The sequence below is a fragment of the Aliiruegeria sabulilitoris genome, from assembly GCF_001558155.1.
Lineage (GTDB): Bacteria > Pseudomonadota > Alphaproteobacteria > Rhodobacterales > Rhodobacteraceae > Tropicimonas > Tropicimonas sabulilitoris.
This window is the reverse complement of the sequence record NZ_LOAS01000003.1, coordinates 276784-300652: the sequence shown is the minus strand read 5'-3', so window position 1 is coordinate 300652 and position 23869 is coordinate 276784. Positions and strand designations below refer to the sequence as shown.

General features: G+C 62.7%; 22 protein-coding genes. 7 read left to right on the top strand and 15 right to left on the bottom strand.

From position 1 onward, the window contains the following. The first annotated feature begins 22 nt into the window (after nucleotides 1-22). On the top strand, nucleotides 23-466 hold the full coding sequence (gene aroQ, locus AX756_RS05840; RefSeq protein ID WP_068309505.1) for a type II 3-dehydroquinate dehydratase: 444 nt from the start codon (nucleotides 23-25) through the stop codon (nucleotides 464-466). Then, nucleotides 463-1209: a helix-turn-helix transcriptional regulator gene (locus tag AX756_RS05835; RefSeq protein ID WP_321186380.1), complete on the top strand. Its 747-nt coding sequence runs from the start codon at nucleotides 463-465 to the stop codon at nucleotides 1207-1209. The genes aroQ and AX756_RS05835 overlap by 4 nt, the downstream gene beginning before the upstream one ends. Nucleotides 1210-1759: 550 nt before the next feature. Here the strand turns inward: AX756_RS05835 and tsf are convergent. Both tsf and rpsB read right to left on the bottom strand, forming a co-directional pair. After that, a complete protein-coding gene (gene tsf / locus AX756_RS05830; protein ID WP_068309504.1) occupies nucleotides 1760-2632 on the bottom strand; it encodes a translation elongation factor Ts in 873 nt (290 codons plus the stop codon). A 91-nt stretch (nucleotides 2633-2723) separates the two neighbouring features. Further along, entirely contained in the window at nucleotides 2724-3530 is an 807-nt protein-coding gene (rpsB, locus tag AX756_RS05825) for a 30S ribosomal protein S2 (protein WP_068309503.1), read from the bottom strand. Nucleotides 3531-3749: 219 nt separating this feature from the next. Here rpsB and AX756_RS05820 point away from each other — a divergent pair, with 219 nt between their 5' ends. The 4 genes from AX756_RS05820 (at nucleotide 3750) to AX756_RS05805 (ending at nucleotide 6967) form a co-directional block, all read left to right on the top strand. Further along, nucleotides 3750-4085 carry a cupin domain-containing protein gene (locus AX756_RS05820; protein ID WP_068309502.1) on the top strand — a complete coding sequence of 112 codons (336 nt, stop codon included), beginning with the start codon at nucleotides 3750-3752 and terminating at the stop codon, nucleotides 4083-4085. Between the two features lie 216 nt (nucleotides 4086-4301). Beyond that, nucleotides 4302-5192 (top strand): PfkB family carbohydrate kinase, encoded by an 891-nt coding sequence (locus AX756_RS05815; protein WP_068309501.1) that lies wholly within the window; start codon nucleotides 4302-4304, stop codon nucleotides 5190-5192. Continuing rightward, complete coding sequence (locus AX756_RS05810; protein ID WP_068309500.1) at nucleotides 5189-6103, top strand: pseudouridine-5'-phosphate glycosidase; 915 nt, start codon at nucleotides 5189-5191, stop codon at nucleotides 6101-6103. The genes AX756_RS05815 and AX756_RS05810 overlap by 4 nt, the downstream gene beginning before the upstream one ends. Nucleotides 6104-6187: 84 nt before the next feature. Next, nucleotides 6188-6967, top strand: coding sequence for a DUF502 domain-containing protein (locus AX756_RS05805; protein ID WP_068309499.1), 780 nt, complete (start codon nucleotides 6188-6190; stop codon nucleotides 6965-6967). A 37-nt stretch (nucleotides 6968-7004) separates the two neighbouring features. Here AX756_RS05805 and AX756_RS05800 read toward each other — a convergent pair whose 3' ends face one another. Then, nucleotides 7005-8051: a patatin-like phospholipase family protein gene (locus AX756_RS05800; RefSeq protein ID WP_068309498.1), complete on the bottom strand. Its 1047-nt coding sequence runs from the start codon at nucleotides 8049-8051 to the stop codon at nucleotides 7005-7007. An 85-nt stretch (nucleotides 8052-8136) separates the two neighbouring features. Beyond that, complete coding sequence (locus AX756_RS05795; RefSeq protein WP_068309497.1) at nucleotides 8137-8910, bottom strand: 3-hydroxybutyrate dehydrogenase; 774 nt, start codon at nucleotides 8908-8910, stop codon at nucleotides 8137-8139. A 364-nt stretch (nucleotides 8911-9274) separates the two neighbouring features. On the opposite strand from AX756_RS05795, the gene AX756_RS05790 reads away from it, so the two are divergent. Continuing rightward, the gene (locus AX756_RS05790; protein ID WP_068309496.1) at nucleotides 9275-11089 is read left to right on the top strand and encodes an extracellular solute-binding protein; all 1815 of its coding nucleotides are present in this window, start codon (nucleotides 9275-9277) and stop codon (nucleotides 11087-11089) included. A 68-nt stretch (nucleotides 11090-11157) separates the two neighbouring features. Here the strand turns inward: AX756_RS05790 and AX756_RS05785 are convergent, their stop codons facing one another. From AX756_RS05785 to purS, 11 genes are all read right to left on the bottom strand, one after another. After that, nucleotides 11158-12033 carry a DUF6206 family protein gene (locus tag AX756_RS05785; protein WP_231700987.1) on the bottom strand — a complete coding sequence of 292 codons (876 nt, stop codon included), beginning with the start codon at nucleotides 12031-12033 and terminating at the stop codon, nucleotides 11158-11160. 5 nt (nucleotides 12034-12038) lie between these two features. Continuing rightward, a complete protein-coding gene (locus AX756_RS05780; protein WP_170307686.1) occupies nucleotides 12039-12437 on the bottom strand; it encodes a rhodanese-like domain-containing protein in 399 nt (132 codons plus the stop codon). Nucleotides 12438-12671: 234 nt separating this feature from the next. Continuing rightward, nucleotides 12672-13160 carry a 30S ribosomal protein S9 gene (gene rpsI / locus AX756_RS05775; RefSeq protein ID WP_068309495.1) on the bottom strand — a complete coding sequence of 163 codons (489 nt, stop codon included), beginning with the start codon at nucleotides 13158-13160 and terminating at the stop codon, nucleotides 12672-12674. A 5-nt stretch (nucleotides 13161-13165) separates the two neighbouring features. Next, nucleotides 13166-13624, bottom strand: coding sequence for a 50S ribosomal protein L13 (rplM, locus tag AX756_RS05770; RefSeq protein WP_068309494.1), 459 nt, complete (start codon nucleotides 13622-13624; stop codon nucleotides 13166-13168). Nucleotides 13625-13863: 239 nt separating this feature from the next. Continuing rightward, entirely contained in the window at nucleotides 13864-17283 is a 3420-nt protein-coding gene (locus AX756_RS05765; protein ID WP_068309493.1) for an Rne/Rng family ribonuclease, read from the bottom strand. Between the two features lie 565 nt (nucleotides 17284-17848). Further along, nucleotides 17849-18493 (bottom strand): HAD family hydrolase, encoded by a 645-nt coding sequence (locus AX756_RS05760; protein WP_068309492.1) that lies wholly within the window; start codon nucleotides 18491-18493, stop codon nucleotides 17849-17851. Nucleotide 18494: 1 nt separating this feature from the next. Further along, nucleotides 18495-19826: a sigma-54-dependent transcriptional regulator gene (locus tag AX756_RS05755; protein WP_068309491.1), complete on the bottom strand. Its 1332-nt coding sequence runs from the start codon at nucleotides 19824-19826 to the stop codon at nucleotides 18495-18497. Nucleotides 19827-19857: 31 nt separating this feature from the next. Next, nucleotides 19858-21615 (bottom strand): ATP-binding protein, encoded by a 1758-nt coding sequence (locus AX756_RS05750; protein ID WP_068309490.1) that lies wholly within the window; start codon nucleotides 21613-21615, stop codon nucleotides 19858-19860. A 231-nt stretch (nucleotides 21616-21846) separates the two neighbouring features. Beyond that, nucleotides 21847-22515: a phosphoribosylformylglycinamidine synthase subunit PurQ gene (gene purQ / locus AX756_RS05745; protein ID WP_068309489.1), complete on the bottom strand. Its 669-nt coding sequence runs from the start codon at nucleotides 22513-22515 to the stop codon at nucleotides 21847-21849. A 14-nt stretch (nucleotides 22516-22529) separates the two neighbouring features. After that, complete coding sequence (locus tag AX756_RS05740; RefSeq protein ID WP_068309488.1) at nucleotides 22530-23570, bottom strand: zinc-dependent alcohol dehydrogenase family protein; 1041 nt, start codon at nucleotides 23568-23570, stop codon at nucleotides 22530-22532. Next, nucleotides 23570-23809, bottom strand: a complete 240-nt coding sequence (gene purS / locus AX756_RS05735; protein ID WP_068309487.1) for a phosphoribosylformylglycinamidine synthase subunit PurS — start codon at nucleotides 23807-23809, stop codon at nucleotides 23570-23572. The genes AX756_RS05740 and purS overlap by 1 nt, the downstream gene beginning before the upstream one ends. Nucleotides 23810-23869: the final 60 nt, after the last annotated feature.

Below are 23869 nucleotides of genomic sequence, written 5' to 3'. Positions count from 1 at the left end.
CGTCATAGGAAGACAATCGCTCATGGTATCAATTCTCGTTTTGAACGGGCCGAACCTCAATATGCTCGGAACCCGTCAGCCCGAAGTCTACGGAAGCACAACATTGCCGCAAATCGAACAGATGTGCCGGCAGCTTTCAGAAGAACTGGGCATCTCGCTCGCTTTCGAACAGTCGAATCATGAAGGTGTCATGGTCGACATGATCCACGCGGCCAAGGGCGTGCATGACGCCATCATCATCAATGCCGGCGCCTATACCCATACCTCCATTGCGATCATGGACGCGCTCGCCTCTGTCGAGATTCCAACGCTGGAGCTTCACCTGAGCAATGTCCATGCGCGCGAGGAGTTTCGACACTTCTCCTATATCTCCCGTGTCGCTATCGGCTTGATCTGCGGTCTGGGTCCGGCCGGCTATTTGCTCTCCCTGAGGGCGATGGCCGACCATCTTGGAGTGCCCGCTTGATCCTCGATTACGTCGAACGTGTTACCAGCCTGTCGGAAATGCAGGACGTATGGGCTTATCACAAGGAAGTCATGGCCACCTATGGCTTCAACCGGGTTCTCTATGGTTTCACGCGTTTCCGGACAGAGAAATCCCTCGGCGACCCTCAGGACCTGCTGGTCCTGACCAATCACGACATTGCCTATATCCAGACCTTCCTCAATCAGGGGCTCTATCTGAATGCCCCGATGACCATTTGGGCCCTGAACAATGTCGGTTCCAGTTCCTGGCGACAGACCGAGAAAATGATGGCCTCCGGCACCCTCAACGAGTCCGCGCGCAAGATCTGGGAATTCAACAGGAGCCACGGGCTTGGCGCCGGATACACGATAAGCTTCCAGACCAATTCGAAACGTGCCAAGGGCGCGATCAGCCTGACCTCGGTCCCTGCCCTCTCCTTTGATGAGGTAGATGACATCTGGGCGCGGCACGGCCGTGAGTTGGAGGCAATGAGCAACGTGCTTCACCTCCGACTCTCCTCCATGCCCAACCCGGACTCCCTCCGTCCGCTGACGCCGCGCCAACGCGAGGTCCTCGAATGGGTCGGTGACGGCAAGACAACCGCCGATATCGCCTCGATCATGGGCCTCACGCCGGCGACAGTTGAAAAACACCTGCGCCTCGCACGCGAAGCCCTCGACGTTTCGACCACCGCACAAGCCGTGTTGAAGGCATCCTTCCTCAACCAGATTTTTGTCCTTTGAACAAAGCTCCTCGCAATACCTAACAATCTAACGAAATTTTGAAACTTACGCCTGCCAACGGTCAGGGATTCCATACTTCCTTAACCAAGCGTTAATTGGCATTTTAAAATCGTTCCGTGAGTGGTGGCATTAGCCAAGGAACAGTGGGCCAGACACCCCCTCGCGATTTCGAGGCGAACGGTCCGCACCGGGCAACCGGAGTCGGCCCGTAGCGGTGTATTATTCGCCGCCGGGTCGACGCTTATCCACGGATTTGGCATCATCCCCAATAATGCCGGGTCCGGCATGTGGATGCGAAACGGCGCAGCTTGCCCGTGCTGCGCCGTTTCCTTTTTCGCGGTCGATGAAGCAATTCCCCGCCAGGTCTGGCCCGAGAAACCTGAGTTTCAGGCCCCCACTTGCCATCGTCTTTCCGCAAGATACCTCCGCCGGAGCCACGATCCGCAGGATCGTTTTCGAGCGAAGCGTACGAACCAAGACGCGATTGCAGAACGAAAAAAGGCGCCCGCAAGCCGCGAGCGCCCAATCCGATCGGAGTTTTCGTGCCGTCTCAGCCCTTCATGGCTGCGACTTCGGCCGCGAAATCCTCTTCTTTCTTCTCGATGCCTTCACCGACTTCCATGCGCACGAAAGCGGTGATCTCGGCGCCGGCTTCCTTGGCGGCTTCGCCAACGGTCAGATCCGGGTTCACAACGAAAGCTTGTCCGAGCAGGGTCACTTCGGACATGAATTTCTTCATGCGACCGATGATCATCTTCTCGATCACCTGCTCCGGCTTGCCGGATTCACGGGCGATGTCCATCTGGACCTGCTTTTCATGCTCGACAACGGCCGGGTCGAGATCGGCTTCGGAGAGCGACGCCGGGTTGGAGGCTGCGATATGCATTGCAACCTGCTTGCCGAAGGCTTCGTCACCGCCCTTGAGCGCGACGAGAACGCCGATCTTGCCAAGCCCCGGGGCCGCGGCATTGTGCATGTAGGCCGCGACCACGTCGCCCTCGACAGCCGCCATACGGCGCAGCGACATGTTCTCGCCGATGGTGGCAATCTTGTCGGTCAGAACCTCGGAGACAGGCTTGCCACCGAGGTCAGCCGCCTTGAGCGCCTCGACATCGGACACACCGATCGCGGCTTCGGCGATGGCGGCAACCATTTCCTGGAACTCCGCGTTCTTGCCGACGAAGTCGGTTTCGGAGTTCACCTCGACGACAACACCCTTGCCGCCATCGACCTTCATGCCGATGAGACCTTCCGCGGCAACACGGTCGGATTTCTTGGCGGCCTTGGCCAGGCCCTTGGTGCGCAGCCAGTCGACGGCGGCTTCGATATTGCCTTCGACTTCGGTCAGCGCCTTCTTGGCGTCCATCATGCCTGCGCCGGTCATGTCGCGCAGTTCTTTCACCAGTTTCGCGGTGATCGCCATCTCTTGGCTCTCCTCGATTTGGGGTCGTGTTGCGGCAGGCATTGGCCCGCCGCACATGTCAGTTCCGTGACGTTTTCACGCGACTCGGAAATCAGGCTTCGGTCGGGGTCTGTTCAACCACAGCTTCGGCTTCGGCGGCGGGCGCCTCTTCCAGAGCTTCCTCGATGAAACCTTCTTCCATCTCGCCAAGGTCGATACCGGCGGCATCCATCTGGGCAGACATACCGTCGAGCGCAGCGCGCGAGACGAGGTCGCAATAGAGCGCGATGGCACGGGCGGCGTCGTCATTGCCCGGGATCACGAAGTCCACGCCATCGGGAGAAGCGTTGGTATCGACCACGGCGACGACCGGAATGCCGAGCTTCTTGGCTTCAGCAATGGCCAGGTCTTCCTTGTTCACGTCGATGACGAAGAGCAGGTCCGGAACGCCACCCATCTCGCGGATGCCGCCGAGGGAAGCGGTGAGCTTCTCCTGGTCACGCTCCATGTGCAGGCGCTCTTTCTTGGTGAGGCCTTCGGCACCCATCGCCATCTGCTCGTCGATCGAGCGCAGGCGGTTGATCGACTGGGAGACGGTCTTCCAGTTGGTCAGCGTGCCGCCCAGCCAGCGGTGGTTCATGTAGTATTGCGCGCAGCGTTCCGCGGCATCGGCGATCGGCTTCTGGGCCTGACGCTTGGTGCCGACAAACAGGATCCGGCCACCCTTGGCGACGGTCTCGCGCACGGCAACAAGCGCCTGCTCGAGCATCGGCATGGTCTGGGTCAGGTCCATGATGTGGATGCCGTTGCGGTCACCGTAGATGTACTCGCCCATGCGGGGATTCCACCGCTGGGTCTGGTGACCGAAGTGAACGCCAGCTTCAAGCAGCTGACGAAGAGAGAACTCAGGAAGCGCCATATCCTATCCTTTCCGGTTTAGCGTCCTCGGCGGGGTCATAACGGGCTTTCGCCCAACCGGCGGACCGAACGAGGATGTCTCCCCCGAAGGCCCAGGCCCCGCCTGTGAAGTGCGCTGCGCATAGATCATCCCGCGCGCCCACGCAACCCCCTGCCCTGCTTTTCTGGCGGCGCCGCGGAAAAAGCTGTTAGTTTGCGAAGCGAACCACGGAGAATCTTCATGAAACTACCCGATTTCCTGATGGCGCTGCCATCGCTCGACGTTCCGTTTCCCGCAGATGTGGTCGAGAGTCGCGCCATGCGGACAGAGGACGCGCTGCTGGTCTTCTTCATTTTCCACAAGGAGTTCGAGTTGCCGGCGCATTCCCACAAGGCGCAATGGGGCACCGTTCTGCAGGGCGAGATCATTCTGACCATAGGGGATGAAACTCGGCATTACGGCCCCGGCGACAGCTACGACATTCCATCGGGCGTCGAGCATTCGGGCCAGATCCACGCCGGTTCCATCGTGATCGACGTGTTCGAGGAGCCGGATCGGTATTCAGTCATTCGGTGATTTCGCAGCCTGGCACGAAAGGCAGGGGGCTCTGCCCCGCACGCTCTCGCGAGCGCTCCCGCTTGGATATTCGAGGAAGGATGATTTCCGTGAACGGGCCGGCTATCTCGTGCGAGAACACCGGCTTGGAGCCATACCTCGCCTCTGCGACTTTGAAACGCTTGTCTGCCAGCCCAACGCGCTTGCCACGCCCGCCCCTGCAGGTCACAAGTCGACATGAGCAAGGAAATCGACATTCTCTGTATCGGCTCGGTGCTGTGGGACGTGATCGGCAGAACGCCGCGTTCGATGGCGGTCGGCCATGATGTTCCGGGGCGCATAACGCGCCTGCCGGGCGGTGTTGCAATGAATATCGCCATGGCTTTGGTGCGCGAGGGCCTGACACCGGCGCTGCTGACAGTATTGGGACAAGACAACGAGGGCCGCGAACTGGCGCGGGCGGCTACGGAAATGGGCATGGTGGCCGATCTGGTCACGTGGTCCGAAGACCTGCCTACAGATCAATACATGGCAATCGAGGCCGAGAACGGCCTCGTCGCCGCTATTGCTGACGCGCATTCGCTGGAACGGGCCGGGGATGCGATCCTCGAACCGCTGGCCGATGGGCGCCTCGGTTCCATCTCGGCGCCATACGACGGTGTGATCGCGCTGGACGGGAATCTGACGGAAAGTCTCCTGTCAAGAATCGCAGATAACCCGTTGTTCTCAAGTGCAGATCTTCGAATCGCTCCGGCCTCTCCCGGCAAGGCCAATCGGCTGGTCCCGCTGTTGCACCACCCGAAGGCAACGATCTATGTCAACCGGATCGAGGCGGGCCTGATCTGTGACAAGAAATTCCCCACGGCCCTAGCCGCGGCAGAAGGCTTGCGCGGCCTGGGCGCCCGCCGGGTACTGGTCACCGATGGCGGCGAGGCCATGGCCGAGGCCAGTCCCGAGGGTGTGCGCACAGCCATCCCGCCCAAGGTCACGGTCAACCGCGTAACCGGCGCGGGAGACACTTTCATGGCCGCCCATATCGCGGCCGAGCTGCGCGGTCAGAGTGGCAATTTCGCCCTCGAAGCGGCGCTTGGCATCACGGCAGCCTATATCTCGGAGACTGATAGTTGAGCCTTCCCATACACTTCTCGGCCGAAGTTGCCGAGGCGCGCGCCAAAGGCGGCGCGCTGGTCGCGCTGGAGAGCACGATCATCACCCACGGCATGCCTTGGCCGCAAAACCTCGAGACCGCGCAACAGGTCGAGCAAACCGTGCGACAAGCCGGCGCGACACCGGCCACAATCGCCGTTCTGGCGGGACGACTGCATGTCGGGCTGGAACCCGCGGAGTTGAAAGCGCTTGCTCGGGCCAAGGATGTCGCCAAGGTCAGCCGCGCCGATCTCGCCGTCTGCATGGCGCGCGGCGGAAACGGCGCCACGACCGTCGCGGCCACCATGATCGCCGCCCATCTGGCCGGAATCGAGGTTTTTGCCACGGGCGGAATCGGCGGCGTGCACAAGGGCGCGGAGACGAGTTTCGACATTTCGGCGGACCTGCAGGAACTGGCCCAGACGCCGGTGACCGTGGTATGCGCGGGCGCCAAGGCGATCCTTGACCTGCCCAAGACCTTCGAGGTGCTGGAAACGCTTGGCGTCCCGGTGATCGCCCTCGGGCAGGATGTTCTGCCGGCCTTCTGGTCTGCACGCTCTGAACTCGCCGCGCCGCTTCGCATGGACAGCGCCGACGAGATCGCCGACGCCATGCGCATGCGGCGCGCGCTCGGCCTGCCTGGTGGACAACTGGTCGCCAACCCGATCCCGGCAGAGGCCGAAATCTCCGCTGACGCGCTGGCCCCGGTGATTACTCAGGCTCAGGCCGAGGCTGATGCAGCCGGCGTCTCGGCCAAGGCGGTGACCCCGTTCCTGCTGCAGCGGATCTTCGAGCTGACCGAGGGGCGCTCGCTGGAAGCGAATATCGCCCTCGTTTTGAACAATGCTAGGCTTGCGGCGGCAATTGCCGGCTGCCTTGCGAGCAAACAGTAAACCGCTTCCTTTGAAACCTTCAGCCGCCCTTGCGAAGTTTCGGGCGGCTACATAGCTTGCGTGCGGGGAGCACCAGTTCAGGCAATGCAAAATCGCGACAAACATCAAACGGCCCCCGAGCCGCTTCATCTCCGTCGAAAGCCGGGGATCCTCGCAAACCTGCGGTCTTCCTTCCTGACCGGGCTGGTCGTGATCGCGCCTGTCGGCCTGACCGTCTGGCTGATCTGGACCGTCGTTGGCTGGGTCGACAGCTTCGTGCTGCCTTTCGTCCCCGACCCCTACGAGCCCGAAAGGTTCTTGAAGGAGATCTTTGGCGAAGACACGCAAATCAACGTGCGTGGCGTGGGCGTCGTCTTCTTCCTGGTCTTCACGGTGGTGATCGGCTGGATCGCCAAGGGCGTGATCGGCCGGTCCTTCATCGCCTGGGCCGAGGTCCTGGTGGACCGGATGCCGATCGTGCGTTCCATCTATAGCGGCGTGAAGCAGATCGCCGAGACCATCTTTGCCCAGACGGACTCCAAATTCGACAAGGCTTGCCTGATCGAATACCCGCGCGCGGGGCTCTGGGCCGTTGCCTTCGTCTCCACCGCAGCCAAGGGCGAAATCTCGAGACGTGTGCCCCGGAACGAAAACATCCTGTCGGTCTTCCTGCCGACGACGCCGAACCCGACCTCGGGATTCCTGCTGTTCGTTCCGGAGTCCGAGGTCATCTATCTCGACATGTCGGTCGAAGATGCGGCCAAACTGGTGATTTCGGCCGGCTTGGTCTATCCGAACGCCGGGCATGAAGACCTGCCACCGACGCCGGGCGGCATTCCCATCGATGTCGAGAACGAACGTCAGCGGGACAAGCTGGGCGCCTGACGAGGTTTCCGCCCAGAAAGGCGCCGAAACACACGTCCTAACCGAACATCTCCGCCAGATCGACACTGCCGCGCAGGTTCAGATCCTGCTTGTGGGCGCTCAGGAACCGCTCCCCCGCCGCCCGCCCGGCAGCCTTGAGCCTCGACAGGATGACCGGCGAGGGCACGATCTTGGTGGCAACCGACAGATCCCGCATGAAATCGTCATCGGCGACCATGTGCACCAGCACGTCGCGCATCCCCTCCACCCGCTTCTCGGCAATCAGTTCATGCACGAAGTGAATCGCACGAAGTTCTCGCAGCAGCGAGGAATTGAAGCTGATCTCGTTGATCCGGTTATGGATATCGCCCGCTGATTTCGGCACGTCCGGCCGGAAAAGCGGGTTGATATTCACCACCAGAACATCCGCCGGCAGATCCTGCCGAAAGAGCGGAAAGAGCGCCGGGTTGCCGGTATAGCCGCCATCCCAAAAGGCTTCCATCTGCCCGGTCGTCTCGTCGAAAATCTCAACCGCCTGAAAGATCGAGGGCAGGCATCCCGAAGCCAGAATCGCGCTCGTCGATATCTCCTCGCCCTCGAACACCCGGATCTTGCCGCTGCGCACATTGCTCGCTGAGATGAACAGCGCCGGCCCTGTCTCGGCGCAAACCCGGTCGAAAGCGAAACGCTCCACGATCCGCTCCAGTGGGTTGGAATAGAGCGGCCCATAGGCATAGGGGCTGATCACCCGGCTCGCCATGTCCGCCATGGTGAAAAGCGGCGAGCTTTCCAGAACCGCCGAATAAATCTCGCTCGGCGGCGCAAAAGGCGCGAACCAATGCGTCAGCCGCAGATCCTGCACGCCGGCCACCTGGTGCCAGAGCCAGTCGAGATTGGCCTTCGCCGCCGCCCTGTCCTGCCCCTTGCCATCGGCCACCAGCCCTGCCTTCAGCGCCGCCCCGTTCAGAGCGCCAGCCGAGGTGCCGGAGATCCCGGCGATCTCGATATCCTCGTCTTCCAGCAACCGGTCGAGCACACCCCAGGTAAAGGCGCCATGCGCCCCACCGCCCTGCAAGGCCAAATTGATCCGCTTCACCACGCCCATGACATCATCTGTTCCCAAATATCCCGGGGGGAGGCGCGGCAACGACGCGCCTGCGGGGGGGCAGCGCCCCCCGCCGCCGAACGGCTCACAACGCGGTCCAGCCGCCGTCGACGCTGATCGTCGTGCCGGTGATCTGATCGGCCGCGGGCGAACTGAGAAAAACGCAGGTCCCGCCCAACTGCTCGACCGTGGCGAATTGCTTGGACGGCTGGCGCTGCAGCATCACATCGCGGATCACCTGCTCGCGATCCATGTTGTATTCCTTCATCGTGTTCGGGATCTGCGCCTCCACCAGCGGTGTCAGCACATAGCCCGGGCAGATCGCGTTGGCGGTGATCGGCTCCTGCGCCGTCTCAAGCGCCACCGTCTTGGTCATGCCCACAACGCCATGCTTGGCCGCGATATAGGCCGACTTGAACGGCGAGGCCGTCAACCCATGCGCCGAGGCAATATTGATAACCCGGCCCCAGCCGGCCGCGCGCATCTTGGGCAAGGCAGCCGCGGTGGTGTGGAAGGCCGAGTTCATGTTGATCGCGATGATCGCGTCCCATTTCTCCACCGGGAACTCGTCGATCGGCGCCACGAACTGGATGCCGGCATTGTTGATCAGGATATCACAGGCGCCGGCCTGCTCGATCAGCGCCCGGCATTCCTCGCCCTTGGACATGTCCGCCTTGATATAGCGCGCCCGAACGCCGGTCTGGCTGGCAATCTCAGCTGCCAGCGCGTGGTCCTCTTCCCGGTCCGTGAAGGAGTTCAACACCACATCCGCGCCCGCCCGTGCCATTTCCCAGGCCACGCCAAGCCCGATCCCCGAATTTGATCCCGTGATGACGGCAGTCTTTCCCTGAAGGCTCATTTCCCTCTCCCTGTCTTGTTTGCCCGGAGCATACATGCTGCGCGCGCGAAATAAAGAAACAGGAGAGCCTGCCGACAGGCATCCGGAGATCGAAATCGTCAGAGACCACGCCACGTCTCCCGAGATCCGTTCGCGTCCTGCCCATCTTTTTCGCAGGCCCAATCGGCACCCGACCAAAAAAAACGCCCGCACAAGGCGGGCGCTAAGTCATTGAGGCAGGTTTCATACAGGCAAGAAACCTATCGAGCAGTACGTTCTTTATACGCAAACCGGCTGCGTACGCCAAGTTAAAAGTTTGAAATGGTTGACTTGCGGGGCTACGCTCGCCCCAAGAATACAAGGGCAGATAGGGATTGTTGCCAAAATGCGACCGCATTTTTTCGAACGCACGCGCTTTGCCGCTTGCGCAATCGCCGTTTCTCTCGCAGGGGGATTCGCACAGGCGGAACCAGCGCATGGCATAGCTATGTATGGCGATCCCGCGCTTCCACCGGATTTTGTGTCCCTCCCATATGTGAACCCCGACGCGCCCAAGGGTGGAAGAATCGTGCTCTCGGAGGTCGGTGGCTATGACAGCCTCAACCCGTTCATCCTCAAGGGCAGTTCTGTCTACGGACAAAGAAATTATGGCTATGAAAGCCTGATGGGGCGCAATTGGGACGAACCCTTCACGCTTTACGGCCTTCTGGCCGAATCGGTGGAGACCGGTCCGAATCGCGAATGGGTCCAGTTCACGCTCCGCCCCGAGGCGCATTTCTCCGATGGCAGCCCGGTCACGGTGGAGGATGTGCTGTGGTCATTCGAGACCCTCGGCACACTCGGCCACCCGCGCTATCACGGCGCCTGGGAAAAGGTCGAGACAGCGCAAGCCGTGGACGACCGCACGGTCCGCTTCAGCTTCAACACCGAGGACAACGAGTTGCCGCTCATCCTCGGGCTAAGGCCGATCCTGAAGAAATCCACCTACGAGAACCGCCCCTTCGACGAAAGCTCGCTGGAGCCCCCCGTCGGCACCGGGCCTTACGTGATCGCCGATTTCGAGCCGGGCCGTTTCGTGACGCTCAAAAAGGATCCCGACTGGTGGGGGTCAGATCTGCCCTTCAACCGCGGACAGCACAACATCGACGAGATCCGCTACGAATGGTTCGGCGACAGCGAAGTCGCGTTCGAGGCCTTCCGCGCCGGAGAAATCTCCTCCAACCGCGAGGGCAGCCTCTCCAAATGGAAGACGGCCTATGATTTCCCCGCCGTTGAAAAGGGCGAGATCATCATGACCGAGATCCCCCACCAGCGCCCCTCCGGCATCCAGGGCATGGTCATGAATACCCGCCGCGCACCCTTCGATGACTGGCGCGTGCGCGATGCCCTGATCCACGCCTTCAATTTCGAGTTCATCAACAACGCGATCAATGCCGGCGAGGAGCCGCGCATCCGCTCCTATTTCTCCAACTCGGTTCTGGGCATGTCCGATGGACCGGCCGAGGGCAAGGTGCGGGAATTGCTGGAACCCTTTGCCGATGAGTTGCTCCCCGGCGCGTTGGAAGGCTATGCTCTGCCCGTCTCCGATGGCTCCGAGGCCAACCGCAAGAACACGCGGGCGGCCCTCAGGATCCTCGCCGATGCCGGCTGGACGGTGCAGGACGGCGTGATGACGAATGAAGCGGGCGAAAAGCTCGAATTCGACATCTTTCTGCGTTCTGGCGCAACCCAGACCGTCAATATCGCCGAGCTTTACGCTGAACAGCTCAAGCGGATCGGCGTGGTGGCCAACCTGGTGACGGTGGATGCCGCCCAGTACAAGGAGCGCACCCAGGAATACGATTTCGACATGGCCTATTACATTCGCTACATGTCGCTGTCGCCCGGCAACGAGCAGAACCTCTATTGGGGCGCGGAGGGCGTGACCAAGCCCGGCACGCGCAACTGGATGGGGATGAACTCGCCCGCTGCCGAGGCCATGATCGACGCGCTACTCAATGGCGAGAGCCAGGAGGATTTCCGCGCGGCTGCCAAGGCGCTCGACCGGGTACTGACCACGGGCCGCTACGTGATCCCGATCTGGTATTCGCCGGTGGGCCGCATCGCGCATAAGGCGGAGCTGAAATACCCCGAAGGCAAGACGCAGATGTATGGAGACTGGATCGGCTTCCAGCCCGATGTCTGGTGGATCGAGCCATAGGATCGAACAAAAGAAAACCGCCTGAACTCAGGCGGCTTTCTTTGTACCTATTTGTCGTAACACCCTGCTCAGCGCCGGATATTCGGCTCGCCTTGCAGCCCGAGCAACTTCCGAAAGGCCGTCCAGTAGAATGGCAGGCGCGGCGGTTCGGAGAGTGCTTGCAAGATCTCGTCGGCATGGTCCGGCATCCTGCGCTGCGCGAACTCGCGCCCCCAATCCAGGAATGCCTGCTGATCGTCCGGACGCAGCCGGCAAGCGCTGCCGACAAGGCCGATGAGGGTTTCGGGGGGCGAGTACCATTCGTCCTGGATCCCACGCACCTTCCAGCGCAGCAACGGGCCAAGCGCGCGCATCCAGGTCTTGTCAGAGAACCGGATCAGGACTTCCGCCATCTCGTCGTGGCTGTAGCCAATCAGCGGCGGGAAGGTATCGAAGAAGATCCCCTGTCCGTCGATCACCGCCAGGTTGCGGATCGAGGGGTGGAAACCGACCCGGTCGTCCCGTTCCGCCGCCGCTTTCCAGAACGTCGCGATCACTTCTCCGGCTGCCTCCATTAGCGCCAGCGCCCCGTCCAGATCCGCCTGAAGCATCTGGTCCCGCATCATCGATGCCGCAGGCAGCGCCTCCTGTACGATCACCGGAACGGTAGTACCGTCGCAATCCAGCAGGCAAAGCCGCGTTTCGGGCAGGCGGACACCGCAGGCGCCGAGAGCTGCAACGTAGTCGTCATGCGCCGCCGCCAGCCGCTGGAGAATCTCCTGCCCTGCCCGGCTCTGATAGACCTTGATCACCGTGCCCAGGAACGGACCGCTCTCCGGCCGGAAAGGCGCACAGAAATACCCCATCCGGGAGATCGGCTCCCTCTGCCCGTCCGTGACCTCCGCCCGCAACGCGTCCAACCATTCGGCACTGCCCGGCGCGAGCCGCTGTTCTTCGCTGTTCATCGCTCTCACTCTGTCTTGTAGGTCTCGACGGGGCCGCCCTGTTCGACCCAGCCGGTGAAGCCCTCGCGGATATGCGCGGCTGGAAAGCCCATATCATTGAGCGTGGCGACGGCAAGCGCGGAGCGCCAGCCGGATGCGCAATGGAAGACGAATTTCTTGTCCTCCCCGAAAATCGATTTGAAATACGGGCTCTCCGGATCGACCCAGAACTCCATCATCCCGCGGGGGCAATGAAATGCGCCGGGGATGAACCCGACCCGCTGGCGCTCCCGCACATCACGCAGATCGACGATGACCACGTCCGGGTTGTCCATCATCGCGATCGCGTCGGCGGCGGAGACTTCCTCGATCCGTTCCCGCGCCGCTGCAACCATGTCGGCCGCGCTGATGTTCAGTTTCACCATGATACCCTCCTACCCTGCTCCTACTGCTAGGCGAGGACGGGCTGGGCGGCAACCGGTGTTTCCTCTCACGTACGATCCTGTGGATCGTGCCTCCGGCGGAGGCATTTTCGGAAAGATGATGGAACCGAGTTGCGTCATCGAAGACTGGTTTCAAACCGGAAAAAGCTGCGACACATCTGAAAGAAAAAAAGGGCCACCCGAAGGCGGCCCTTTTCCGTAAAACGTCTCGTTCGATCAGCGCTTGGAGAACTGGAAGCTCCGGCGGGCCTTGCGGCGGCCGAACTTCTTGCGTTCTACGACGCGGCTGTCGCGGGTCAGGAAGCCCGCAGCCTTGAGCGGCGCGCGCAGCGTGGGATCGTAGAGTTGCAGGGCCTTGGAGATGCCGTGCTTGACCGCGCCAGCCTGACCGGAGAGGCCACCACCCTTGACGGTGGCGACAACGTCGAATTCACCGACGACGCCGGCAACCTGGAACGGCTGGTTCAGGATAAGCTGCTGCACAGGGCGGGCGAAGTAGACGGTGATGTCACGGCCATTTACGGTGACCTTGCCGGAGCCCGGCTTGATCCAGACGCGGGCAACCGCGTCCTTCCGCTTGCCGGTGGCATAGGAACGGCCCAGCTCGTCGCGCACGGGATCGCGGTTGACCAGCTCTTCGACGACCGGAGCGGAGCCTTCAGCGACTTCGTTCAGCTCGGCGAGGGATTTGATTTCTTCGACCATGTTCCTCAGCTCCGGGTGTTTTTCTTGTTCATGGACTTGACGTCGAGCACTTCGGGCTTTTGAGCCTCATGCGGATGCTCGGTGCCGGCGTAGACGCGCAGGTTGGTCATCTGCTGGCGGCTCAGGCGGTTGCCCGGCAGCATGCGCTTGACGGCCTGCGTGACGACGCGCTCGGGGTACTTGCCCTCGAGGATCTGGCCGGTCGTGCGGGACTTGATGCCGCCCGGATAGCCAGTGTGCCAGTAGTTGGGCTTGGAGCGCTTGTTGCCCGTGATCTGCACCTTCTCGGCGTTGATCACGATGACATTGTCGCCCATGTCCATATGCGGGGTGAAGGTGGCCTTGTGTTTGCCACGCAGACGGTTGGCGATGATCGAGGCAAGACGACCCAGCACCACGCCTTCGGCGTCGATGATGATCCACTTCTTCTCGATATCCGCCGGAGTCGCGGTATAGGTTTTCATGTTCTTGCTCTTTACGGGTTCGTCTGGAAGGCGCCTTGCGGCACCGGAAACCTTGGATGCGCCGGTTCTAAGGGTTTTCACGCGCCGGTCAAGTTACATCTGCGCCAATTAGTTATACAATTTCAATGGCTTGAAATTATGGTATTATTATACCCCATTTTTCAACCTACCCCGGACAGATTTCGGGCCAGGAAGCAGATGCTTTCCTGGCCCGTTTCTTGCCTGAAAGGCGGGATCGCTCAGCGGCCGACCGACCACCAGCCACGTCGCTTCGGCTTGGGATCTTCGTCGACCGTCTCGCTCATCGCCGCTTCGGCCTGTTCGCGGTCCGCTTCGGACACCGTTTCCTCGGCTTCCGGAACCTCTGCTTCGGCGGGATCGGCGACAACCTCTTCGACTGCGGCTTCCGGCGCGGCCGGCTCTTCATCCGCTGCCACCACGTCGTCGGCAGCAGCTTCAACGGTCTCCGCTTCACCAGCCTCGGCCTCGACTTCAGGGGCTTCGGTTTCCGGTTGCGGCGCTTCCGTTTCGGCAGACGCCTCGGGCGCGGTTTCAACGGCGTCATCAACCGCAGGCTCCGGCACGCTCTCAGCAGTCTCCGCAGACGTCTCGACGCTGTCTTCAACAGCTTCTTTCTTCACATCCGCTGCTTCCGCATCGGAGGCCTCGCCAACCGTATCCTCGGCTTTGGCGTCGCTTTCCGACGCCTCGGCTTCGGGGGCGTCATCGGCATTGCGGCCAGACCGGCGGCGCGAACGGCGACGACGCGAACGACCGGACTTCTTGTCCTCCTCGCCGTTCTCAGCCTCGTCAGAGGCCGCATTCGCTTCCTCGGCTACCGCCTCGTCGGAACTTTCCTCCGAGCCGTTTTCCGAAGACTGCGCGGAATCGTCGTTCTGATTCTCGTCCCCTGCGGCTCCGCCACGGCGGCGACGCCGACGGCGGCGCTTCTTGCGCGAGGATCCATCGTCATCGCCATTGCCTTCCGTGGCCTGCACAGTCTCCTGTGCCTCCACGATCTCTTCCTCCTCCTCTTCGACGAAATCGGGCATGTCCGAGGTGTCGATGGAGATAACCGGCGCGGACGGTTCGGGCACCGAGCGGGTCGCGGTCTTGAACTTCTCGATCGAGAAATCAGGCGGGATAAGGCTCGGATCGGCCTCGACGCGCACCGAAAGACCGTATTGCGCCTCGATGGAGGCCACATGCTCGCGCTTCTGGTTCATCAGGAAGTTGACGATACTGACCGGAGCCTTGACCAGCACTTCCCTAGAGCGACGGCGCCCACCCTCTTCTTCCAGTTGGCGCAGGATCTGCAGACCTATGCTGTCATCGGAGCGCAGCAGGCCCGTGCCATGGCAGGCCGGGCACGGCTGCGTGGTCGCTTCCAGCATGCCGGGGCGGAGCCGTTGCCGGCTCATCTCCAGCAGGCCGAAGCCCGAGATGCGACCAACCTGGATCCGTGCGCGATCGGTCTTGAGTTTGTCCTTGAAGCGCTTCTCGACGGCGGCGTTGTTCTTGCGCTCTTCCATGTCGATGAAGTCGATCACGATCAGGCCGGCGAGGTCACGCAGACGCAGCTGGCGGGCCACTTCCTCGGCGGCTTCCAGGTTCGTCTTGAGCGCGGTCTCCTCGATCGAGCCTTCTTTCGTGGCACGGCCCGAGTTGACGTCGATGGCCACCAGCGCTTCGGTCACGCCGATCACGATGTAGCCACCCGACTTGAGCTGTACCACCGGGTTGAACATGGCGGCGAGGTAGCTCTCCACCTGATAGCGGGCGAAGAGCGGCATCGCCTCGGTGTATTGCTTCACGTTCTTGGCGTGGGACGGCATGATCATCTTCATGAAGTCCTTGGCCACGCGGTAGCCCTGCTCGCCTTCGACGAAGACCTCGTCGATATCGCGGTTATACAGGTCGCGGATCGACCGCTTGATGAGGTTGCCCTCTTCATAAATCGGCGCCGGCGCGATGGATTTCAGCGTCAGCTCCCGGATCTGCTCCCAGAGCCGCTTGAGATACTCATAGTCACGCTTGATCTCGGCCTTGGTCCGCTTGGCACCCGCCGTGCGGATGATCAGGCCCGCGCCCTCGGGCACGTCGATCTCGCCCGCGATCTCCTTGAGCTTCTTGCGATCCGCCGCGTTGGTGATCTTGCGAGAGATGCCGCCGCCCCGGGCGGTGTTCGGCATAAGGACGCAGTAACGGCCGGCCAACGACAGGTATGTCGTCAGAGCAGCGCCCTTGTTGCCGCGCTCTTCCTTGACCACTTGCACCAGCATGATCTGGCGCACCTTGATGACTTCCTGGATCTTGTAGCGGCGCATGCGCGGCTTGCGCGGACGGCGGATCTCCTCCTGAACGTCCTCCTCGGCCACCGACTCGATGTCGTTGCCGGGGTGGTCCTCGTCCTCATCTTCGTCTTCGTCCTCGGACGCGCTGTCTTCGTCCTCCGCGGAAGTGTCCTCAGTGGCGGCAGCGGCTTCCGCTTCGGTTGCATCGTCTTCGCTGCCGGGCGTTTCAGCAGCTTCCGCCACTTCGACTTCAGCCGGCATTTCTTCCGAAGCGGTGTTGGTCTCACCCGGTTCCTCAGCCACGGCCTCTGCCTCGGCACTCGCCTCGGGTTCCGAAGCCTCGGTCGGCTCCCCGGACGTCGCATCCTCCGCGACAGCCGCCTCTTCAGCGCTTCCCTCGGAGGTCTCCGCGTCGTCATCCTCTACGATTTCGGAGGTCACGACATCGGCCGGATCGTCTTCAAGACGCGCCGCCATGGTCCGGCCGGGTTTGTCCCCGTCCTCGTCTTCGCTTTCCGTCTCAGCGCTTCCCGCAGCTTCCTCGGTATCCGCGTCGGGTTCCGCACCCTCAACATCGTCCACGGCTTCAGCCGTTTCGACAGCATCCTCGGCAGCGGCTTCCGGCGCAGCGTCGTCAGCGCCCGGCGCAGCGACTTCGGCAGTCGCAGCCTCCGGCTCCGCGCTCGCGGTTTCGGCTTGCTCCGGTGCATCGGCGGCGTCTGCCGTCTCTTCTACCGGCTCGACCGCCGCTTCGGCTTGCTCAGGCGCATCCTGTTCGGACGCCTCCGTTTCCGTCGGCGCGTCGTCGACCGCGACCGCATCGCCCTCGACGGGGTCGGTGATTTCCGCAGCGAAGTTTCCGTCTTCGATCACCTCGACCGGGGCCGCGAGCCCGACAACGTCCTCCCCCCCGTCACCAAGATCTACGACATCCATGCCTTCGATCCCGCTCGGGCGGGTCTCTGCCTCGGCGCCCTGGGTCTCATCCTTGCGGTTGCGGTTGCGCGAACGGGAGCGGCGCGAACGGGAGCGGGACTTCTTCTGCTCCTCGCCGTCCTCTTCCTCTTCGTCACGGTTCGCTTCACGCTCCTCTGCCAGAAGCGCTTTCCGGTCGGCCACCGGGATCTGGTAGTAATCCGGGTGAATCTCCGAGAAGGCCAGGAAACCGTGCCGGTTCCCGCCGTAATCCACGAAGGCAGCCTGGAGCGAGGGCTCCACGCGGGTCACTTTTGCAAGGTAAATATTTCCAGCTAGTTGCCGTTTGTTGACGGACTCGAAATCGAACTCGTCAACCTTGTTGCCGTCCACCACGACAACGCGGGTCTCTTCCGCGTGTGTGGCGTCGATGAGCATCTTCTTTGCCATGTAAATCTTTCGCACCCGGGCGGGGCCTGCGTCCGGTCAGGCGCAGGTGGAGAGCTGGGGTGATATGCTGAGGCGGGAACGGCGTGTACGACAAAAGCGGCAGCGGCGCTATCTTGCGCCCTGCCTGCTCCTCGAATTTCCAACGCGCGTTCCATCGCGGTTCTTGTTCTCCGATGCCGAAGGCAATTGTTTGCCCGACACCTATTCATGGTTTTGCCCGGAGCCGTGCCTCGGGCCTTGGTCTAACCTGACCGGTACGCTGTCCCGTTTCCTGCCGGCAATTGGCCAGCCCAGGTTCGGCACAGTGAAATTTGAGGCGGTCTCTCGGGGCGACAAAGCGGGTCCCAGAGGCCGGTAGCACCGACCTTATCGGCAGGAATGGGGATAACACAATCGGAAACTGCGCAAATTCGCGCGCGAATGCGGACTCCGACCCCGTCAACGCCCCGCAGGGGCGCCACCGCCCAATGGCCGACAGCGCGTCAGCGCCAAAGGCCGAGGGCCGTCCCCCGCGCCGCTTTCTCCCCCCGAACGCAACTCCGCCCGGGTCGGGATGTTTCTGGAATCAGAGCAGCCCCTGCGCCTCGACCGCTTCGCGCAGGTTGTTGAAAACCCCCTGCCCGAGCGCAGGCAAGCCCGCATTTCGCGGTCGCAGGTCCGGAACCTGGCTCACCCGGCAGCCGGCCGCGACCGCTGCGGCCACGCCCTTGTCACTATCCTCGAAGGCAAAGCAATTGCCGGGGGCCACCCCTGCCCGCGCCGCCCCCAACAGGTATGGCGCCGGGTCTGGCTTGTGCGCGGCAACGCAATCACCGCCCACCACATCCCGAAAATGCTCCAGCAACCCGGCCCGCCCGAGCTGGTCCCGCGCCATGTCCTTGCGCGTCGAGGTGACGACCACCATGGTCAGGCCCTTCGCCCCAAGCTCCGCAATCAGCGCCTGCACACCCGGTTTCACCGGCACATCTTTCGACACGAGGCTCCGGAACAGCGCGCCCCATTCCTCCTGAAAGCGATCGACATCGGCAATGCCGACGCCCTGCAGGCGCTGTTTCGTCTGCGGACCACTGGAACCGACCAGCGACAGGAAGAATGGCTCGGCCTGCGCGCTTTCCATCGCGTGATCGGCGGCAATCGTCAAAAAGCTGTTCAGGGCCACGCGCTCGGTATCGAGCAGCAGCCCGTCCATGTCGAACAGGAGTGCGGTCATCTCAGAGGTAATCCGATCGTTGTAGGCCGTATTTGGCCATTTTCTCGTTGAGGGTACGCCGCGGAAGGCAAAGCTCCTCCATGACCGAGACGATCGATCCCTTGTGCCGTCGCATCGTGTTGTCGATCAGCATCCGCTCGAACGCCTCGACATATTCCTTGAGCGGCTTGCCTTCCGTCGTCATCACCGGTTCGACGCTCTCGCTCTCCGCCATCAACAGCGAGGCGATGGTTCCCGAGCCGCGCCGGCTCTGCAAAACAGCCCGCTCGGCCACATTGGTCAACTGGCGAACATTGCCCGGCCAAGGCGCCTGCAACAGCTGCGCTGCCTCCTGCGCGCCAACCTCCGGCGCATCGCAGCCATATTCATCGGCGAATTGCTCGGCAAAACGGGTGAACAGCAACAGGATATCCTCGCCCCGCTGACGCAGCGGCGGCAGCGTGATCCGCATCGCGGCCAGCCGGTAGAACAGATCGGGGCGCAGCACATCCTCGCTCGTCTTACCCTGCTCCTGCAGGTTCGACACCGCAACGATCCGGGTCTCGGCCGGGCTGCCCTGATCGTTGATGAAGGTCAGCAGGCGCGCCTGCACATTGGTATCCAGCGCCTCGATATCCTCCAGGCAAAGCGTGCCGCCGCGCGCCTGCTCCACCAGCGGCAAAACCGCGGCATCCGGATCGCCGTCAAAGAGCCGCAAGGACATTTCCTCCTCCGGATAGGCGCCGCATTGCACCAACACGAAGGGCTTGCTCGCCCGCGACCCCACCGCGTGCAGCGCATGCGCTGCCAGCGTCTTGCCGGTGCCGGTCTCGCCATCGATCAGCACATGCCCATCGGCCTGGCCCAGATCGAGAATGTCCTCTCGCAGCCGCTCCATCGCCGGGCTGGCACCGATCAGCTTGTCCATGATCTGCGTGCCGCCGGACAGATCGCGCCGGAGCGCCCGCGCATCGAGCGCCAACCGGCGTTTCTGCGTGGCCTTCTTGGCCAACTCCGTCATCTGATCCGGGTTGAAAGGCTTCTCTAGAAAGTCGAACGCGCCAACCCGCATCGCCTCGACAGCCATGGGAACATCGCCATGCCCGGTGATGATGATCACCGGCAGCGCCGAGTCCTGGCTCATCAGCCGCTTGAGAAAGGCCATCCCGTCCATGCCCGGCATCCGGACATCGGAAACGACGACGCCGGGATAATCCGGCCCGATCCGCTTGAGCGCCTCTTCGGCGGTGGCAAAGGTTTCCGTGTCGAAGCCGGAGAGAGCGAGCCACTGGCTGATCGACTGGCGCATGTCCTGCTCGTCATCGACAATCGCGATCTTCATTGCCTTGGCCATGGTGCCACCTCTCTGGTCACGTTTACACGCATTACTCCGCCGCTTCCTGTTTTGCCTTCAGGATCGGCAGCTGCACTTCAAAAACGGCACCGCCATCCGGCCCGTTCCAGGCGGTCAGACGACCACCGAAATCGTTGATGATCCCCGAGGAGATCGCCAGCCCCAGCCCGACTCCGTCTCCGGGCTGTTTCGTTGTGTAGAAGGGTTCGAAGAGCGATTCCAGATCCACGATACCATGACCGTTGTCATGCACGCTCAGGATCGCGTTCTCGCCCGCCGACAGGATCAGCTCGATCTGCGGCTCCTCGGCGTCCTTGGTCGCGTCGATGGCGTTGCGGAACAGGTTGATGAAGACCTGTTCCAGCCGAAGCCTGTCGCACATCACCATGACCGGCTGGGCCGGCATCGTCCGGCTGATAGCAATGCGACGGCTCTTGAGTTGCGGCTCCATCATCGCCAGCCCCTCGGACACGGCCTCGCGCATGTCCAGAGGCTCGAAAGCCTCCTCCCCCTTGCGGGCATAAGATTTGAGCTGCCGCGTGATCGCCCCCATCCGTCCGATCAGGTCGTCGATCCGCTGGAAGGAACTCAGCGCCTCCTCGGTCCGCTTGCGCTGCAACAGAAGCCGCGCCCCGGCCAGGTAGGTCTTCATCGCCGCGAGCGGCTGGTTCAATTCGTGGCTGACCGAGGCCGACATCTCGCCGAGCGCCGCCAACTTGGAGCTTTGCGCCAGCGTCTGCTCGGCCACTTCCAGGTTCTTCTCGGCCCGCTCCCGCTCGGCGATCTCGCGCTGCAGCCGCTGGTTGAGCACCCGCAACTCCGCCGATTCCCGCTGGAACAGGCGCGAGCGCGATTGCGCCTTGCGGCTCATGAAATAGAAGGCCGCCGCCAGCAGCAGGGCAAAGCCCATGATCTCCAGCGCCAGAACCCCGTTCACCCGCTCGCGCACCGAGGCATAGGTTGTGAAACCGACAATCCGCCAGCCCTGGAACGGAATCCGCGCCTCCGAACGCATCACCGCCTCGCCAAGGATATAGGCATCCGGCATGGTCAGCGACCAATCGGTGGTGGCATGCAGCGCCCGCGCAATGGCCGAGGGTGCCGACTGCGCCGTCAACGCCTCCTCCACCGTGCGCCCGCGCCAGCGCGGTTCGGTCGCCAGGATGATGGACCCCTCGCTATCGGTCACCAACACGGCATCCGCGATCCCCGCCCAGGAGCTCTCGAATTTCCGCAGGTCGACCTCGACCACGATCACACCCACCACCTCGCGTTCCGAGGTTATCCGCCGCGAATAGGTGAACTCCTTCACCCCCGTCTCCATCTCGACCAGCGAGAACACGGTGTCATTGGAGCGGATCGCATCAATGAAATAGGCCGAGGAGCGATGCTGCGACCCAAGCTTGCTACGATCCGTCGCCGCCACGACCCGACCATCGGCATCCAGCATCATCAGCGACGCGGCCCCGATCTCGTCCCGGAACGAGATCAGGCGCTGCGAGCTTTGGGTGAAATCTCCCGAATTCAGCGCCCCGATCAGCGCCGGGTCCTGCGCGAGCAGGAGCGGCACCACCGATGTCCTCTGTAACTCACTGATAACGTTGCCAGAATATAGAGCAAGCCTCAGCTCCGCTCGGTTCCGGGTTGTCTCCGTGAACCGGTCGCTCAACCAAAGGTTGGTCACATAGAGCGTCACCCCCGCTGCCACGAGGATCAGCACCACAACGACACGCAGCCGCCATGGCGTGTTTTCCTCGACCGGCTCAGGAAGGTTCGGGGTTATGGACATGCACGAAACTTAGGCGATAAGGGACCGAAACCCAAGGGAATAGCGCAGTCGGATCATGCTCCGCACCAAGGCCGCCGCGCCGAAACGAACCGGCGCGCCGCCGGCCCGTCACCCGTGTCGAACCGACACGCGAAGGAATGGCTAGCCTTTCTTCTGACCCCAAATATCCTGGGGAGAGCGCCCGCCAGAGCGCGTAGGGGGCACAGCCCCCCGGGAACAGACGAAAACACCTCAGGCGCCGACCAGCGTTTCGGTGAGCGCGGTGAACATTGCCAGCCCGTCGGTGCCGCCATGCATGGCGTCGATGGCACGCTCCGGATGCGGCATCATCCCCAGCACGCGCCGGTTGGCCGACAAGACGCCGGCAATATCGCCGGCCGAACCGTTGGGATTGTCGATATAGCGGAACGCCACCCGCCCGTCGCCATCGAGGCGGGCAATGGTCTCGGCATCGGCCTGGAAATTGCCGTCGTGATGCGCGATCGGAATGGTGATCTCGGCGCACCCGCCATAGCCCGACGTGTAGGGCGACTGATTGTTCTCCACCCGTAGCCCGACCGGCTTGCAGACGAAATGCAGATTGGCGTTGCGCATCAGCGCGCCCGGAAGCAATCCGGTCTCAAGTAGCACCTGGAAGCCGTTGCAAATGCCCAGAACATGGCCGCCACGTTCGGCAAACGCCTTCACTTCCCGACAGATCGGCGCATTGGCGGCAATCGCACCACAACGCAGGTAGTCGCCAAAGGAAAAGCCCCCCGGCAGGCCGATCACGTCCAGCCCGTCCGGCAGGTTGGTATCGCGGTGCCACACGCGGTGAACCTCGAAACCGGCAGTTTCGAAGGCAACGGCGAGGTCGCGGTCGCAATTGGATCCGGGAAAGGTAACGACAGCAGCGCGCATGTGGATCGGGCTCCTCAGCTCAGGAAATCGGTGATGACGGCAACGCCCGGCGGCGTCGGGCCGTCAAAGGCGGCAAGTTCGGCGGAGGCGTCCGACAGGCGGACGCGACGAGAGATCAGCGGCGACAGATCCAGCTGCGAGGCCTCCAGCAGGCTCAAAAGACTCGGGTAGCGCCAGGCGGGCATGCCACGGGTGCCAAAGACGGCAAGCTGTCCGGAGTATACGGCATCCATCGGGATCGGCATATTCGCATGCGCCCCGGTCGGCATGCCGACCTGCACCATACGCCCCATTTTCCCAAGCGATTTCAGAGCGCTTACGGTGGTTTCTTCAATGCCGAGCGCCTCGATGGCGACATCGGCCCCACCGCCGGTCAGATCCCGCACAGCCGCGGCCGCATCGGTCGAAGCCGCGTTTACGCCCGCCTCGGCGCCGAGACGCATGGCGTAGTCGAGCTTCTCCTGAACCACATCGACAACGATGACCTTTGCCCCGAGCGCCTTGCCGAGCATCGTCACCGAGAGCCCGACACCGCCGGCACCGAAGACGGCGAGCCACTCGCCCGGCGCGAGCGCCGCGCGGCCCGTCAGCGCGTGCCAGGCGGTCGTGACCCGGCACCCCATGGCGGCGGCCAGCGCCGGCTCCATCCAGGGCGGCAGCGCGGTCAGGTTGGTATCGGCGAAGGGCACCGCGACCAACTCGGCATAGGCGCCATCCTGCGTGAAGCCGGGAAGCACCTGGTCAGGACAGATCGTCTGCCGGCCACTGGAACAGGCCGGGCAATGGCCGCAAGCTAGGATGAAGGGCGCGATCACGCGATCGCCGGCTTTCCACTGCGAGACGCCCTGCCCCACGGCGACCACCTCGCCGCAATATTCATGGCCGGGGATCTGCGGCAACGCGACCGGGTCCGATCCGGTCCAGACATGCCAGTCCGACCGGCAGATGCCGCAGGCAAGCACCCTGAGCACCACGCCCCCCTCGGGCGGCGTGGGATCAGGGCGTGCGCCGATCTCGAGCGGCGCGCGATAGCCTGTCAGCAAGGCCGCCCGCATCAGGCGATCTCGATGGAATAGCTCTCGATCACCGTATTGGCGAGCAGCTTCTCGCACATCTCCTTGACCGAGGCCTCGGCGGCCGCCGGATCGGTCTCGGCGAGGTCCAGTTCGATCACCTTGCCCTGGCGCACGGCATCGACGCCCCCGAAGCCCAGCGAGCCGAGCGCGGATTTCACCGCCTCGCCCTGCGGGTCCAGAACGCCGGTTTTCAGCATGACGGTAACCTTGGCCTTCATTTCTGCTCGTCCTTCAGTCTTCTGCCTGTCTTGCGTGGCTGCGCCCCTCCGATGAGGAGC